Below are 15,262 nucleotides of genomic sequence, written 5' to 3'. Positions count from 1 at the left end.
TCAGTTCATCAACAAAAAGCCCGGCAGCAGTGCCGGGTTTTGTCATGCCATGGGGGTCAGATGGCCAGGAACCCCAGGATCAGAATGGGGCCGAGCAGGCTCAGGATAAAGCCGGAGACGATGGCCACCGGCACCACCTGGATGCCGCCGGATTTCTGGATGACAGGCAGAGTGAAGTCCAGCGCCGTGGCGCCGCCGTAGCCGATGGCGGCGCTGGGGTGGCGGCGCATCAGCACCGGGATGATGAGGATGGCGATAAGCTCGCGCCCCAGATCGTTGATGAAGGCGGCGGAGCCCAGCACCGGGCCCAGCTTGTCCGCTACCAGGATGCCGGAAAGCGAATACCAGCCAAAACTGGAGCTCATCGCGAGGCCATGGGCAAAGGGCATGCCGAGCAGCTGGGCGGCCAGCAGGCTGCCGAGCCAGCTGCTGAGGATGACGGTGAGCGCGATCTTCATGCCCCAGGGGTTGAGCAGGATCTGGCGCAGGCGCATGCCGGAGTTGCGCATCTGGATGCCGATTAGCAAGAGCAGCAGCATCAGGGCCCACTCGCTCCACTTGTCGATGGGCAGGGCGCGCAGGTCCACCACCAGCCCCAGCAAGACGCCCCCCAGCACCACGAAACAGAGCTGGAGGGATTCCCACAACAGGTGCAGCTTGCTCGGCATCTTGCCGTCGCTGGCCTCGTGGGTGGGGGGGCTGCGTTTGTCCAGCCACCACAGGGCCAGCAGGTTGCAGAGGGTAATGGCGGCGAGCATCACCCCTGCCACCTTGAAGATCACTGCCAGGTTGCTGCCCAGGTTCTCCACATAGGCCAGTCCCAGCCCCATCAGGAACAGGATGAGGTAGACCATCTTGCCCAGGGACTGGTTGACCAGCTTGATCAGACGGGCGGAAGAGAGGGGAACCAGATAGCCGATCACGAGCGGCAGCAGGATCAGCAACACATTGAGCAACATCGGGGCCTCGATCACAAAACGTGGAAAAACGGCACCTTATCACGACTTGTTGCACCTGTGTCACGGATCTGTGCATCAGCATGGCCCATACGGGACTTTTTTATCATATTGTTGTGTTTTTTGATGACAGCCAGCTGTGCACGCAAACAGAGAAAGAGGGGCACATCACCTGAAAAATCAATTTCATCCCCATGAAATGACGAGAGAAGGGGAATCTGCCCGGGTGAATAAAGTCCTTTTGGGTGACATCTGGCGGATATGGTGAAATATGCTTGCTACCAGTGCGCTGCGGGTATAAAAGAGCGGTAGGGAAGGTGCGACAAAAAATGGATTTTATGCAGACAAAGTGCTGAAAAATACTCAATAGGCCAATAAAAATACAGATAAAACACCAAATACCTCGGTTCTGTATTGTTTTTTCACTACCTCAATGATATTTTCGCTGAAGGTTGCCATCGGTTAACGTTTTGTTAAATGGACGATGGTGGAGTCACGCCGAAGCGGCGTCTAGGGAAAGACAAGGTTGTAATGGATGAGCGACGTTGCCGCACTGGAAGTTCGTGATCTGCACAAGTATTTTGGCACCCACGAAGTGCTCAAGGGCATCGATATGACGGCCCACAAGGGGGATGTGATCTCCCTCATCGGCTCCTCGGGTTCGGGGAAGTCGACCTTTCTACGCTGTATCAATCTGCTTGAAACCCCCTCATCGGGCAGCGTCTCCCTCCACGGGGAGTTGATCCGGATGAAAACCAGCCGTTCCGGCGAACGCCTGCCGGAAGACATGCGCCAGGTGGAGCGTATCCGCAGCCGGTTGGCCATGGTGTTTCAAAGCTTCAATCTCTGGTCCCACATGACCATCATGCAGAACATCATCGAAGTGCCCATCCAGGTGCTCAAGGTGCCCCGTGCCGAGGCCATCACCAAGGCGGAGCATCTGCTCAACCGGGTGGGGCTGTGGGAGCGTCGCGACTATTATCCCGGTCACCTCTCCGGCGGCCAGCAGCAGCGGGCCGCCATCGCCCGGGCGCTGGCGGTGGAGCCCGAGGTGATGCTGTTTGACGAGCCTACCTCGGCCCTCGACCCTGAACTGGTGGGGGAGGTCCTTGGCCTGATGCGCGAGCTGGCGGAAGAGGGGCGTACCATGATGGTGGTGACCCACGAGATGTCCTTCGCCCGCGACGTGTCGAACAAGGTGATGTTCCTGCACCAGGGGCGCGTGGAGGAGGAGGGCAATCCCAAGGAGATCTTCGCCCATCCCAAGTCGGAGCGATTCAAGCAATTCATCTCGTCCATCTATTGATGGACGGGATTCAATTTAAACCATCCGTACTTTCAACGATCGACGTGTTTATCAAGGAGAGATACATGAACAAGCTGATGCTGGCGACTGCCGTGATGACGGCCCTGTGTTCCGGTAGCCTGATGGCCAAGGAGTGGAAAGAGGTCCGGATCGGGGTGGAAGGGGCCTATCCCCCCTTCTCCTGGACCGAGCCGAGCGGCGAGGTGAAAGGCTTCGACATCGACATCGCCAACGCCCTGTGCGAAGAGATGAAAGTGAAGTGCACCCTGATCAAGCAGGACTGGGACGGCATCATTCCGGCGCTGCTGTCGCGCAAGTATGACGCCATCATCGCCACCATGGACATCACCGAAGAGCGCAAGAAGAAGGTGGACTTCACCCAGAAGTACCAGCACATCCCGGCGCGCTTCGCCGCCAAGAAAGGGACCGAGATCCAGCTCGACAAGGCCTTCATGGACGGCAAGACCATCGCCGTGCAGCGTGCCACCTCCATGGATACCTACATCACCGACAACTTCCCCAATGCCACCATCAAGCGCTACGGCACAGCGGATGAAGCCTACCTCGATCTGAAATCCGGCCGTGTCGACTACGTGATGGCCGACTCCGCCGCCATCAGCGACGGCCTGCTGAAGAAGGAAGGGGGCGATGCCTTCGAGTTCATCGGCCCGAAACTGACCGATCCCAAGTGGTTTGGCGAGGGTGCCGGCATCGCGGTGCGCAAGGCTGACAAGGATCTGAAAGAGAAATTCAATGCCGCCATCCTGGCCCTGCGTGCCAATGGCAAGTACAAGGAAATCAACGACAAGTACTTCGACTTCGACGTGTACGGCGAGTAAGCCGACGTCAGGCGAACAACGACAGGTTGATCCCGTCAGTAGTCATCGGGCCCGTTGCCTTCCGCTGGGAGTGACGGGCCCGATTGCGATGGAGCTGCATTGCATATGTTTGATTTGAAAGGATACGAAACCTCTCTGCTGGAGGGGGCCTGGATCACCCTGGAGGTGGCGCTCGCCTCCCTGCTGCTGGCCCTGGTGCTCGGCATGCTGGGGGCCCTGGCCAAGCTCTCTCCCTACAAGTGGGCACGCGGCATCGCGGCGGCCTACACCACCGTCATTCGCGGCATCCCGGATCTGGTGCTGATGATGCTGCTCTTCTTCGGTGGCCAGGTGCTCATCAACGGGATCTGCACCTGGGTCAACGAGGCCTACAACAACCACCTGCTGGCGAGCAACCCGAACCAGGAGTGGGTCTCCCTGCTGCCCGATTACATCGACATCAGCCCGTTTGCGGCCGGGGTCGCCACCATCGGCTTCATCTTCGGCGCCTACATGACCGAGACCTTCCGCGGCGCCATCCTGGCGGTGGACAAGGGGGAGCTCGAGGCGGCCCGTGCCTTCGGCATGCGGGCAAGCCAGGTGTTTGTGCGGATCCTCTTTCCCCAGATGATGCGCCACGCCCTGCCCGGGTTTGGCAACAACTGGCTGGTGCTGCTGAAAACCACGGCCCTGGTCTCCATCATCGGGCTCGATGACATGGTGCGAAAGGCGTCGCTCGCGGCGGGCTCGACCCAGCAGCCTTTCACCTTTTACATGGCGGTGGCGCTGATCTTCCTGGTCTTCACCGCAGTCTCTACCTCGGCGCTCAAGTGGGCCGAGCGTCACTACGCCATCAAGACGAGGTAAGCCATGGATTTCTCGATCATTCTCAAGGAGTGGCCCACCTACTGGGAGGGTCTCTATACCACCATCTGGCTGGTGGCCGCCTCGCTCATGCTGGGGCTCATGCTGGCGGTGCCCATGGGCATACTGCGCAACAGCCGCAACTGGTTGATAAAGGGGCCAATCTGGGCCTATATCTACTTCTTCCGTGGCACCCCGCTCCTGGTGCAGCTTTTCATCATCTACTACGGTGCCGCCCAGTGGGAGTGGCTCAAGAACAGTGCGGCCTGGTCCCTCTTCTCGGAAGCCTGGTTCTGTGCCCTGCTGGCGTTCACTCTCAACACCGGTGCCTACACCGCCGAGATAGTGCGTGGCGCCGTGATGAACATGCCCAAGGGGCAGATAGAAGCGGCAAGCGCCTTCGGCATGACCCGCTGGCAGACCCTGACCCGCATCATCCTGCCCAACTCGTTTCGCCGTGCGCTGCCGGCCTACAGCAACGAGGTGATCTTCATGCTGCAGGGGTCGGCGGTGGCGGGCATCATCACCATCGTCGATCTGACGGGGGCCGCGCGGATCATCAACTCCCGCTACTACAGCCCGTTCGAGGCGTTCCTGACCGCAGGTCTGCTCTACATGCTGCTCACCTTCGTCATCGTCTGGTTGTTCAAGAAGTGGGAAGCCCGCTGGCATGCCCACCTGCGCCCGCGCAGCGTCTGACTGCCAGCAGAGAAAAAGCCCGCAACTGCGGGCTTTTTTTTATGGATCACGGGCAGGCTCAGCGCCCCAGGTACTCCCTGTCGAAGAAGGTGTTGACCCAGTGGGGGCGATAGACGGCGAGCAGGGTCATGGTCATGCCGTTGAGGAGCGCCTCGGGGAAGAGCAGTAGCGGCCAGATGGAGAGGTAGTCGGCGCTGATGGTGTGCCAGGAGTAGGTGCCGCTCACCCCCATCAGCAAGGCGCTGGCGATCACCTTGGCCGAGATGCTCAGCGCCCCCCCGAGAAATGCCGCCACGAACAGGTAGACGAAGAGGTGGCGAGGCAGCCAGGCCCAGCTCCCCAGAAACAGCAGCCAGCTGGTGGCCACCGGCAGGGCAACGCCGATGAGGGCCTGCCAGCCGATGTCGGCCAGGGGGATGACCCCGAAGTAAGCGAGGAGCAGCAGGGTGAGGCAGGGGGCGAGCAGGGCGAGGCGCCAGCCCAGCAACAGGGTCAGGCTGGTGAGGCCGAGAAAGTGGATCTCGAGCCCCTCGTGCAACCCGGCCCGCAAGGTCCACAGCGGTACCAGCACGATGGCGCCGCCGAGGCAAAGATGCTGATAGAGCGGGTGGGCGCCAAGGGTGCGCAGCAGGGAGGCGTTCAGACTGAAGGCGAGCAGCACCAGCCAGAGCAGGAGGGCGGCGACTTGTCCTTCACTCATGAGCGGTTCCCCCGGATGCGGCTGTCGGTGATGGCGCGGTGGCGAACGCCGGCGCAATGAAAAGAGGCCGCCCTCTGCCGGGCGGCCTCCTGTCTCAATACTTCACGTTGGGGTGATACTTGCCAAGGATGCCCTGGACCCTGTCCATGGTCTCCTTGCTGGGGGGCTTGATGCCGACCAGATCGTAGGTATCTCCCAGCACGTCCCACTTGTGCTTGCCAAGTTCGTGGTAGGGCAGCAGCTCCACCTTCTCGACGCACTCCCCCAGCTCGGCGATGAACTGGCCGAGTCCTTCTGCGCTCTCGTCATCGTCGGACCAGGTGGGCACCACCACGTAGCGGATCCACATGGTCTGACCGCGGGAGGCCAGGTAGCGGGCGAACTCCAGGGTGTACTTGTTGCTGACGTGGGTGAGGGGAATGTGCTTCTCGTCGTTGATCTGCTTGATGTCGAGCAGCACCAGATCGGTGTTGTCCAGCACCCGGTCGAGCAGCTCGTCGTAGTGACGCACGAAACCGTTGGTGTCGAGGCAGGTGTGGATCCCCTGGGCCTTGCAGGCGGTGAACAGTTCGGCGATGAACTCCTGCTGCAGCATGGCCTCGCCGCCGGAGGCGGTCACGCCACCGCCGGAGGCATTCATGAAGTGGCGATAGCTGGTGAGATCCTTCATCAGCTCGGGCACGGTGACCTCGCGGCCGCCCTGGGTGTCCCAGGTGTCCCGGTTGTGACAATACTTGCAGCGCATCAGGCAGCCCTGCATGAACACGATGAAGCGGATGCCGGGGCCGTCGACGGTCCCGCAGGTCTCGACGGAGTGGATCCGGCCAATGATGTCGGTAGTGCCGGTGTCGCTGGCTTCAACGGTCGGGATCCGCTGCGTGCCGGGGGTGGCAGGTCCCTTGGATTCAACGGCGGGGATCCGGTTAATGACTGACATAGACGACTCCAATGGTGCGGACAAGGTTCGAGCGGTCGTTATTTTATGACAGAAAGCCCTATAAATCCTACCAGTTTAGCCCGCAGGGGTGGCACCCAGCAGGCTCTCCAGTGCCTTGACGGGGAGCGGCCGGCTGGTGAGGAAGCCTTGATAATGCTGGCATCCCAGGGCCTTGAGCACGGCGAGCTGCTCCTCTTCCTCCACCCCTTCGGCGGTGACGGTGAAACGAAACACCCGGGCGAGATCCAGGATGGCCTTGACGATGGCCTTGTCCTGTTCGCTGTGGACCAGGGTCTGGATGAAGCTTCTGTCGAGCTTCACCTCGTCGGCGGGCAGATCCCGCAGATAGGCCAGGGACGAGTAGCCCGTGCCGAAGTCGTCGATGGAGATGAGCAGGCCGAGGGCCTTGAGCTGGCGGATCCTGGCGATACTCTCCAGCCGGTTTTCCAGCACCACGGACTCGGTGATCTCCAGCAGCAGGCGCGACGGGGGCACCCCGGTGTCCCGCAGAATGTACTCCACCTGCTGCACGAAACCGGCGGTGTGGAACTGGCGGGCGCTGACGTTGACCGACAGATGGGGGATGGCGAGACCGTTGTTGAGCCAGAAGCTGTACTGGGCACAGGCGGTCTTCATCACCCAGTAGCCTATCTCCTGGATCAGGGTGGTCTCCTCGGCGATGGGGATGAACTCCCCGGGGGGCACCATGGTGCCGTCGGCCTTCTGCCAGCGCAGCAGCGCCTCTATGCCCGAGAGCGTGCCGTTGTCGACCCGGTATTGGGGCTGGTAGTGCAGCACCAGCTCGTTGTTGCGCAGGGCATCGCGCAGCTGGTTGTTGAGAGAAAGCTTGCTCTTCTCTTTTTCCGCCATGGCTTCACTGAAGAAGATATGGTTGCCCTGGCCCGCGCGCTTGGCCATGTGAACGGCGGTATCGGCCTGCTGCATCAGGACAAGGTGATCCTTGTCGTCATCGCTGAACAGGCTGATCCCCACGGAGGCGCTGCAGTGCAGCTTGTGATCGCCGATGTCGAAGGGGGCACGGAAGATCCCCATCAGCTCCCGGGCAAAGTGCTCCGCCAGGATCTTGGCGGTGATATAGCCCTGGCCCAGCGCCGTGAAGAGCAGGGCAAATTCGTCACCCGAGGTGCGGGCGAGCACCAGGTTCTCCTGGGGCAGGGACTTGAGTCGCACCACCACGGCCTGGAGCAGCAGATCGCCGCAGGCGTGACCGAGGGAGTCGTTGATGGATTTGAAGTTGTCCAGATCCAGCAGCAGCAGGGCCCCCCACTGACCACTCGGGGTCTGCAGGGTGCGCTGCATGATGTCGGTCAGGCTGCGCCTGTTGTAGAGATCGCACAGGTCGTCGTAGTAGGCGAGGCGCTCGATGTGGCGGGCGGTCTCTTTCTCCTGGGTGATGTCGTGGAAGCTGCAGACGAAGTGGCTGATCTCCTCCTCCTCGTCCTTGACCCCGCTCACCATGAGCCGCACCGGGAAGAGGTGTCCCTCCCTGTGCAGGCATTGTTCCTCCCCGAGCCAGTATCCCTGCCGGTTGACCGCCGCGATCACCTCCTCCTTGAGGGTGTCGCCATAGTAGGTGGGCCTCAGGGCATCGATGTGCAGGCCCAGCATCTCCTCGCTGGCAAAGCCGGTGATGCGGCTGAAGGAGGCATTGACCTTGAGGATGATGCCCCCGTGATCCATCACCAGCAGGCCGTCGTGGGTGTTGAAGGCCACTTCGGCCAGGCGCAGGGCATCGTCATTGGCCAGGCGCTGCAACTCGCTGGCGGCCCGCTCGCGCTGTTCGTAGAGGACGTCCAGCAGGGGCGCGGGATCGGCCAGGGGGGTGGCGAGCAGCAGGGTGAGCTGCCCCAGGGGGAGACCGTTTGGCCCCGGGAAGGGGATGCCGACATAGGCCTTGGCGTCGAGGGCCAGCAGCTGGCTGGACTGGGGATAGCGCAGGGCCAGATCTTCCACGTAGAGGCTCTGCCCGTGCTGGAAGATCTCCCGGCCCGGGCCGATGTCCATGGGCATGGGTTTGACGACGGCGAAGGCATCCCCCTCCACCACGCAGCGGGGAATGAGCCAGAGATCCTGGCCGCGAGGCTGAAACTCGCCGATCCAGCCCCTGTGGGCACCGCTCAGGCCCATGGCCCAGCGCAGCAGGGCGCGGCAGTAATCGTTGCCGGTCAGGTTGGCAAGCCCGGGTGGGGGCGCGAGGTCCGGGGCGTCGGTCGCCACGGGGTCCGGCTGCCAGTGGCCGAGCAAACGGGCGCAATGACGCACCAGTTGCAGGGTGTCATCGCTGATGAGGGTGCTCTCGGCATACTCCAGGCTGAGCACGCCGATGAGCTTCTCCTGCTCCAGCAAGGCGCCGTCCAGGCGGGAGCAGACATTGGCATCGGCCAGATAGTAGTGCTGGCTCAACATGGGCTGGTGGGCCGCCTCCGAGAAGCTCAGGGCGCCCCGGGCGCGCAGGGCTCGGATGTAGCGGCTGTCTCCGCGAATGGCACCGAGCGCGTCTACCCCCAGGGTGAACACCGGGGTCAGCTGTTCGCCGCCAAGGGCGCCATGGGCCTGGTAGTGCCATAGGATCAGGCGATCGGCCCCCAGGCACTCCTTGAGGCTCTCCAGCATGGCGTCATACTGCTGCTGGCTGGCCATCTGGCTCAGGCGCGGCAGTTGCAGGGACAGGCTGGCGGCGCTCTCCTGGGACTGAGTCTGCAGGCAGATGAGCCAGAAGGCGTCCTGCTCGTGGGAGAGGGAAATATGCCAGAGGAGGGCGTCAAAGCGCAGCACCAGCTTGCCCCCCTTGCCGCTGGCCAGCCGCTGCTCGATGGGTTGGCGCAGGGCGTCCGGCAATTGGGCCGGCCAGGCACTGCGGGGCTCGTCGAGCCAGTGGAGCGGCGTCTGCATCACATCGGTCAGGGCGACCAGCCGTTGACTACGGGTATCCAGGCGGAAAAACAGGGGCGCCTGGCTGGCGGTCGGAAGATGGCTGAGCGCGGTAGACGACATGAACTGACACTATCCTGTTGAGCAATTGTCGGAGGGCAAGAATACTGCAAATCCGTGGCAAACAAAATTTCATTGAATTCTAAATTAGAAAGGCCTAATTTATTGGTCATTTCCTGTTGAGTGGAGTCTTGGAGATGAAACGGATCCTGATTGTGGGTGGTGTGGCCGGAGGGGCGTCCGCCGCCGCCCGTGCCCGCCGTTTGAGCGAAGAGGCGGAGATCGTGATGTTCGAGCGGGGCGAGTTCGTGAGCTTCGCCAACTGCGGTCTGCCTTATCACATCGGGGGGGATATCCCGGATCGGGATGCCCTGCTGCTGCAGACACCGCAAAGCTTCAAGCGCCGGTTCAACGTGGATGTGTGGGTGTTTCACGACGTCATCGAGATAGACAGGGCCGGCAAGAGCCTGCTGGTGCGCAACCTGCTGACCGGCGAAGAGCGGCGCGAAGCCTACGACGTTCTGCTGCTGAGCCCGGGGGCGGCGCCCATCCGGCCTCCCTTCCCCGGCATCGACAGCCCGGGGGTACACACCCTGCGGAGCATTCCCGACATGGATCGCATCCTGGCGGCGCTGGCGCACGACAAGCCCCGCCACGTCACCGTGGTGGGGGGCGGTTTCATCGGGCTGGAGATGATGGAGGCGCTGCACCAGCGCAAGCTGGATGTCACCCTGCTGGAGCTTTCCGATCAGGTGATGGCGCCGGTGGACAAGGAGATGGCCAACCTGCTCCATGCCCGTATCCGGGAGGAGGGCATCGATCTGCGCCTGCGCATCGGCCTCGCTGCCATCGAGAGCCTGGAGGTGCCTGCCGAGAAGACCGCCGCCGTGGCGACCGCCCAGCGGGGTGGACTGCGCTTGACCCTGAGCGACGGCTCTCATCTCGACACCGGCCTGTTGATCCTCGCCATCGGCGTCAAGCCCGAGACCCTGCTCGCCGCCAAGGCGGGGCTGGTGCTGGGACCGCGGGGCGGCATCAAAGTGGATGCCGGGATGCGTACCTCGGATCCCTTCATCTACGCGGTGGGGGACGCGGTGGAGGAGACCGACTTCGTCACCGGCGAGTCCGTGCTGATCCCCCTGGCGGGTCCGGCCAACCGGCAGGGGCGCATCGCCGCCGACAACATGCTGGGGCGAAGCGAAACCTACAAGAAGACGCAAGGGACCGCCATCTGCAAGCTGTTCGATCTGGCGGTAGCCAGCACCGGCCTCAATGAGAAGCGGCTGCTGCAGCTGGGGCTGCCGTTCGAGAAGGCCTATGTCCACCCGGGCAGCCACGCCGGTTACTACCCCGGTGCCCACCCGGTCAGCCTCAAGCTGCTGTTTGCCCCCGATGGCAAGATTTACGGCGCCCAGGCCATCGGCAAGGACGGGGTCGACAAGCGCATCGACGTGCTGGCGGTGGCCCAGCGCGCCGGTCTCACCGTGTTTGATCTGCAGGATCTGGAGCTCACCTATGCACCGCCCTTCGGCTCGGCCAAGGACGTGATCAACATGGCCGGCTTCGTGGCGAGCAACCATCTGAAGGGGGATACCCTGCTCTGCCACGCAGCCGAGGTGCAGGCCCGTCACCCCCATCAGCAGGTGCTGGACGTGCGCAATGGCCCCGAACTCGACAAGCTGGGACGCATTCCGGGGGCGATGCACATTCCTCTGGACGAGCTGCGCGGCCGTCTTGATGAGTTGCCCAGGGATAAAGAGCTGCTCATCAGCTGCCAGGTGGGACTGCGGGGTCACGTGGCCTGCCGCCTGCTGAGCCAGCACGGTTTTCGGGTCAAGAACCTCTCCGGCGGTTTCAAGACCTGGCAGACGGTGATCGCCGAGTAGATGCCCCAGGCTGACATGGCCCGATTGATCACTCTGTATGCAAACGGGGTTGCCGCAGGTGGCCCCCTCGCTCTCAGGGGGGGCTGTCAGCGAGCTGATTGCGAATGTGGTGCTGCAAGACCGCGAGCATGGAGGCGCCGGAGAGGCCTATCATCAGGGCACCGTTGACTGCCTCCAGGGGGCCGAGCAGCTTCCACTGCGGGCTCATGACGATGTCGCCATAGCCCAGAGTGGCGAAGTTGACCCCGGAGTGATAGACGGCCTCCTGCAGGGTATCGAACTCCCCGAGCCACAGGAAGAGCCCGCCCCAGACGCCGATCTGGGCCAGGTTGCCCAGCATCACCAGAGTGATGATGCCAAACAAAGCCAGCATGCCGGCCAGGGCCCCCTCGCGTCGATTGAATCGCTTGACGTAGAAGCGGATGCACCAGACGGATACCAGGGATTGCAGCAGCATGTTGACCAGGATCACCGGGATGCCGACCAAAAAAATCGTTAACATATCAATCTCCTAGCTTGGCTTCTGCCAGTGGGCGGCCGACTGGCCACCACTGTTCGAGCAGCAAGATACAGAGCCAGCCATAGCCGGCCACCACCAGATAGAGGCCGCAACGCATGGCGGCCGCCAACCACACATCCTTGCCGGTGGCGCTGTCCTCGATGGCCGGGCCAAACAGGATGAGCGCCGTGATCCAGGCGTTGCTCCAGAAGGATGGCGGGAAACGCCCCGCCACCAGCCGCACCAGGCGCCGCGCCAGCCAGAGGGTCATCAGGGCCAGCATCAGCACCAGCATCAGGAGCGAGGGCCAGAGGCTGAGCCCGAGCCAGAGTGCGAACGCCAGCAGGGCGCCCATCAGGGTCGAGAGCACCAGCTCCTGGCCCGCCTGTCTGGCGTTGAGGGAGGTACTCTGCTGGGCCAGGGTTACCGTCTTCATCACCGCCGGAATGTAGAACGCCGGATTGCCGAGGGCCAGCAGCCACATCGGCAGTACCATGGCGACGGCGCGCAGCGCCAGCCGCTCGGGATGTTCGGGGGGCAATGGCACCGGTCTTGCCGCCGCTCCCGCCACCTGCAGGGGAGGGAAGAGTGCGTGGGCCAGGCGGTTGACCAGGGTGCCTATCAGGATCCCCAGTCCCATCATCTGGGCAAGGGCGATGGCAAGGGACTGCTCGATGAGACCGGCCACCGGGATCACCGTGATGGCCATGATGAGCAGCATGGCGGCGGCGCCCTTGCCGGCCATCGCCTGCTGCATCAGCAGGTAGAGCAGCAGGGCGACGAGCAGCACGGCCGCCAGGGCATAGTGGGTCAGCAGGGGCACCAGCAGCACGCCGCCGACCATCACGGCCAGCAGCAGAGCGCCACCCAGCAACCCTTTGCCAAGGCTGAGCGGCTCGCCGGGTCGGCACAGCACCACCCAGGCCATGATGACCCCGAGGTGGGGCATGGGCAGCGCCAGACCGTAACAGATCCCCGTCGCGAGCCCGATGCCCGTGCCAATGCGCAGTACAGCCTTGTCGGCGTTATGCATCTGGCGCCTCAATAGAGGAAGGAGAAGAGGCTCATCAGGCGGATATAGAGCGTCCCCAGGAGGTGCAGCACCCCGCTCTCACCGGTGTAGACCAGCACGTCGGCCTGGCCACCGATCCGCAGCGCCTCGACCGGGGGGAAGTCGTCGCTCTGGAAGGCGACCTTGACCGGGAAACGCTGGGCCTGGCGCAGCCAGTCGCGGTTGTTGTCCACCGTGGGCAGGGTGCCGGCGGGCTGGTTCTTGCCATCGCCCACCCCGTAGCCGACGCTGCGGACTTTCCCCTCGAACAGCTGTCCAGGCAGGCTGTCGAGCAGGATGGCGACCTTGTCCCCTGGTCGAATGTTGCCGAGGTTGTTCTCCGTCAGATCCGCCGATACCCAGACGTCGTGGATGGCGATCAGGGTCATGGCCGGGGCGCCGGCCCCGATAAACTGGCCCGCATCCGTGCTGAGGTCGGTGATGAGCCCCCGGCCCGGCGCCACCACGCGGGTGTTCTGGCGATCCAGCTCGGCCTTGTGCACCGCCGAGCGGGCACTGAGCAGCTGGGAGTTGTCATCGCCGCTCGCCCCGGCGGCCTCGATGGCGCGGCGAACGTCGGCTTCGGCCGCCGCCACCTGGCTCTTGGCGGTCTCGCGGCTGGCCTGGGCCACCTCCAGGCGACGCACCGAAATGGCCCCCGGATCTTCCCGATAGAGCCGCTCCTGGCGCTCGGCATCCTTGGCGGCGTTGTCATAGGCGGCGCGCATGGCCATCAAGGAGGCCTCGGCCGCCTTGACCCCTTCGGTATTTGCCTTGACGCCGCTCAGCACCGTCTGGTAGTCGGATCTGGCCTTGGCCAGGGCGATGTCATAGGGCTCGGGATCGATCTCGAACAGGGGGGCGCCGGCCTCCACGTCCTGATTGTCGTGGACATAGACCCGCTTGATCTGGCCTGCCACCTCGGCGGCGACGGGGACCACGAAGGCCTGCACCCGGGCCTGGGAGCTGTAGGGGGTCAGCCGGTCCGCCAGCAGATACCAGCTGAGCAGGAGGAGGATCGCGGCCAGCAGCCCGAGGGTGGCGCGGCGGCTGGCCTGGCCGGGAGAGGCTGTGTCAGTCATGGGAGCTTGCCTTCTGTGTCATGGGGGAATGGGCTGCGTCGAGCAGGGGGGCCCAGTCGGCGCGCGTGCGCAGCTGGGCCTCCACCTTGGGGGTCACCAGGGGACGTTCGCGCCCCTGTTCCCAACCGCCACCCAGTGCCTTGTAGAGGGTGATGAGATCGCGCATCCGGGCGCCGCGGCTGTTGACCAGGCGCTCCTGCTGGTTGAACAGGGCGCGCTGGGAGTCGAGCACCCGCTGGAAGTCCGCCATCCCCTCGCGATACTGGGTGTTGGCTATCTCGAGGGAGCGACGGGCGGCCTCGCCGGTCTGGGTCAGCAGGGCGATTTCCTCCTGGCCGTTGGCGTAGGCCACCGCCGCGTCATCCACCTCGCGGGCCGCCTTGAACACGCTGTCGCGATAACGTTCGTGAAGCTGCTGGAAGCGGGCGTCCTGCACCAGGATCTGGTTGCCGAGCCGCCCCTGATCCAGCAGGTTCCAGCTCAGCGACGGCCCGACGGCCCAGGAGAAGGTGCCACTTTCCCCGCCGCTGGCATTGACTCCCAGGGTGCCGAGCAGGGTGATGGAGGGGTAGAGCTCGCTCTCGGCCACCCCGATGAGGGCCGACTGGGCGGCCAGCTGACGCTCCGCCCCCCGCACGTCAGGACGGCGGCGCAGCAGATCCGCGGGCATCTCGGTGACCAGGGCCAGCTCGCCCTGGGGGATCTTGCCGGTGTTGGTGGTCATCTCGGGCAGGGGCCCCGGGGCGCGGGCGAGCAGGGTGGAGAGGGCGTTCTGGCTTTGGCGCAGGCTGGTCTCGAGCTGGGGAATGCCGGACAGGGTGCCCAGGTACTGGGTCCTGGCTTGCTGCACGTCCAGCTCGGCGCTGTTGCCGCTCTTGAACAGTCGCTCGGTGATCTCCAGGCTGCGCCGCTGGATGCGGGCATTCTCCCGGGCGATCTGGAGCCTGGCCTCCAGGGTACGGATGCTCACATAGAGCTGGGCCACCTGGGCGGCCATCAACACCTGGATGTCGTCATATTGGGCCAGGGTCGCGAAATAGCTGGCATCCGCCGCCTCGACTCCGCGCTGGAACTTGCCCCAGAAGTCAAGTTCCCAACCGAGGTTGAAGCCGGCGCCATAGCTGTTGCCCGCGCTGCTGTGGCCGCCCCGGGTCTGACCTGCCTGGAGGAATTCTGCCGTTCCCACCGTCGCCTGGGGGCCGAGCAGGCTCTCGGCGATGCCAAGCTGGGCCTGGGCCTCGAGGATCCGCAGGCCGGCGATCCGCACGTCCGGATTCTTGAGGAAGGCCTCCTCCACCAGGGCGCTCAGCACGGGATCGTGCAAGTTGTCCCACCATCGTCGGTAGTCGGTCACCGTCACCGCCTGCTGACCCTCGCTGGCGCTGTGCCAGTTGGCCATCTCCTCGACACCGGGGGCCTGATAATCGGGCCCGAGCAGAGTACAGGCACCGAGCAGCAGGCAGGTGCCCCCTGCAAACAGGGGGCGAAGGAGAGAAAGTGCGTCGGCCATGG

13 protein-coding genes are annotated in these 15,262 nt (G+C 63.7%); 5 read left to right on the top strand and 8 right to left on the bottom strand.

Translation table 11 applies throughout. The features are described from left to right. Positions 1-56 precede the first annotated feature (56 nt). Positions 57-959: a LysO family transporter gene (locus tag BGO64_RS01255; protein WP_113725220.1), complete on the bottom strand. Its 903-nt coding sequence runs from the start codon at positions 957-959 to the stop codon at positions 57-59. Positions 960-1,491: 532 nt separating this feature from the next. Here BGO64_RS01255 and BGO64_RS01250 point away from each other — a divergent pair. The 4 genes from BGO64_RS01250 (at position 1,492) to BGO64_RS01235 (ending at position 4,643) form a co-directional block, all read left to right on the top strand. Then, a complete protein-coding gene (locus tag BGO64_RS01250; protein WP_286700030.1) occupies positions 1,492-2,262 on the top strand; it encodes an ABC transporter ATP-binding protein in 771 nt (256 codons plus the stop codon). A 65-nt stretch (positions 2,263-2,327) separates the two neighbouring features. Then, entirely contained in the window at positions 2,328-3,101 is a 774-nt protein-coding gene (aotJ, locus tag BGO64_RS01245; protein WP_010674268.1) for an L-arginine-binding protein AotJ, read from the top strand. 105 nt (positions 3,102-3,206) lie between these two features. Continuing rightward, the gene (locus BGO64_RS01240; RefSeq protein WP_010674269.1) at positions 3,207-3,947 is read left to right on the top strand and encodes an ABC transporter permease; all 741 of its coding nucleotides are present in this window, start codon (positions 3,207-3,209) and stop codon (positions 3,945-3,947) included. 3 nt (positions 3,948-3,950) lie between these two features. Next, a complete protein-coding gene (locus BGO64_RS01235; RefSeq protein ID WP_010674270.1) occupies positions 3,951-4,643 on the top strand; it encodes an ABC transporter permease in 693 nt (230 codons plus the stop codon). A 58-nt stretch (positions 4,644-4,701) separates the two neighbouring features. Here the strand turns inward: BGO64_RS01235 and BGO64_RS01230 are convergent, their stop codons facing one another. From BGO64_RS01230 to BGO64_RS01220, 3 genes are all read right to left on the bottom strand, one after another. Further along, positions 4,702-5,343, bottom strand: coding sequence for an energy-coupling factor ABC transporter permease (locus tag BGO64_RS01230; protein WP_041215455.1), 642 nt, complete (start codon positions 5,341-5,343; stop codon positions 4,702-4,704). 94 nt (positions 5,344-5,437) lie between these two features. Beyond that, positions 5,438-6,280: a pyruvate formate lyase 1-activating protein gene (pflA, locus tag BGO64_RS01225; protein ID WP_010674272.1), complete on the bottom strand. Its 843-nt coding sequence runs from the start codon at positions 6,278-6,280 to the stop codon at positions 5,438-5,440. A gap of 75 nt (positions 6,281-6,355) precedes the next feature. Next, a complete protein-coding gene (locus BGO64_RS01220; RefSeq protein ID WP_274450133.1) occupies positions 6,356-9,295 on the bottom strand; it encodes a sensor domain-containing phosphodiesterase in 2,940 nt (979 codons plus the stop codon). A 134-nt stretch (positions 9,296-9,429) separates the two neighbouring features. Between BGO64_RS01220 and BGO64_RS01215 the strand changes: the two genes are divergently transcribed. After that, complete coding sequence (locus tag BGO64_RS01215) at positions 9,430-11,118, top strand: FAD-dependent oxidoreductase (protein ID WP_286700029.1); 1,689 nt, start codon at positions 9,430-9,432, stop codon at positions 11,116-11,118. Between the two features lie 73 nt (positions 11,119-11,191). Here BGO64_RS01215 and BGO64_RS01210 read toward each other — a convergent pair whose 3' ends face one another. From BGO64_RS01210 to BGO64_RS01195, 4 genes are read right to left on the bottom strand one after another with little or no spacing between them, the layout of a single operon-like run. After that, complete coding sequence (locus BGO64_RS01210) at positions 11,192-11,620, bottom strand: ion channel (protein ID WP_029314329.1); 429 nt, start codon at positions 11,618-11,620, stop codon at positions 11,192-11,194. 1 nt (position 11,621) lies between these two features. Next, a complete protein-coding gene (locus tag BGO64_RS01205; protein ID WP_151027600.1) occupies positions 11,622-12,650 on the bottom strand; it encodes a DUF2955 domain-containing protein in 1,029 nt (342 codons plus the stop codon). 8 nt (positions 12,651-12,658) lie between these two features. Then, positions 12,659-13,750, bottom strand: a complete 1,092-nt coding sequence (locus BGO64_RS01200; protein ID WP_286700028.1) for an HlyD family secretion protein — start codon at positions 13,748-13,750, stop codon at positions 12,659-12,661. Next, positions 13,743-15,260, bottom strand: coding sequence for an efflux transporter outer membrane subunit (locus BGO64_RS01195; RefSeq protein ID WP_286700027.1), 1,518 nt, complete (start codon positions 15,258-15,260; stop codon positions 13,743-13,745). The genes BGO64_RS01200 and BGO64_RS01195 overlap by 8 nt, the downstream gene beginning before the upstream one ends. Positions 15,261-15,262: the final 2 nt, after the last annotated feature.

The organism is Aeromonas sp. 62-46 (genome assembly GCF_001898585.1).
GTDB classification, from domain to species: Bacteria; Pseudomonadota; Gammaproteobacteria; order Enterobacterales; family Aeromonadaceae; genus Aeromonas; species Aeromonas caviae.
The sequence above is the reverse complement of the archived record's forward strand: the minus strand, read 5'-3'. Positions and strand labels throughout refer to the sequence as shown.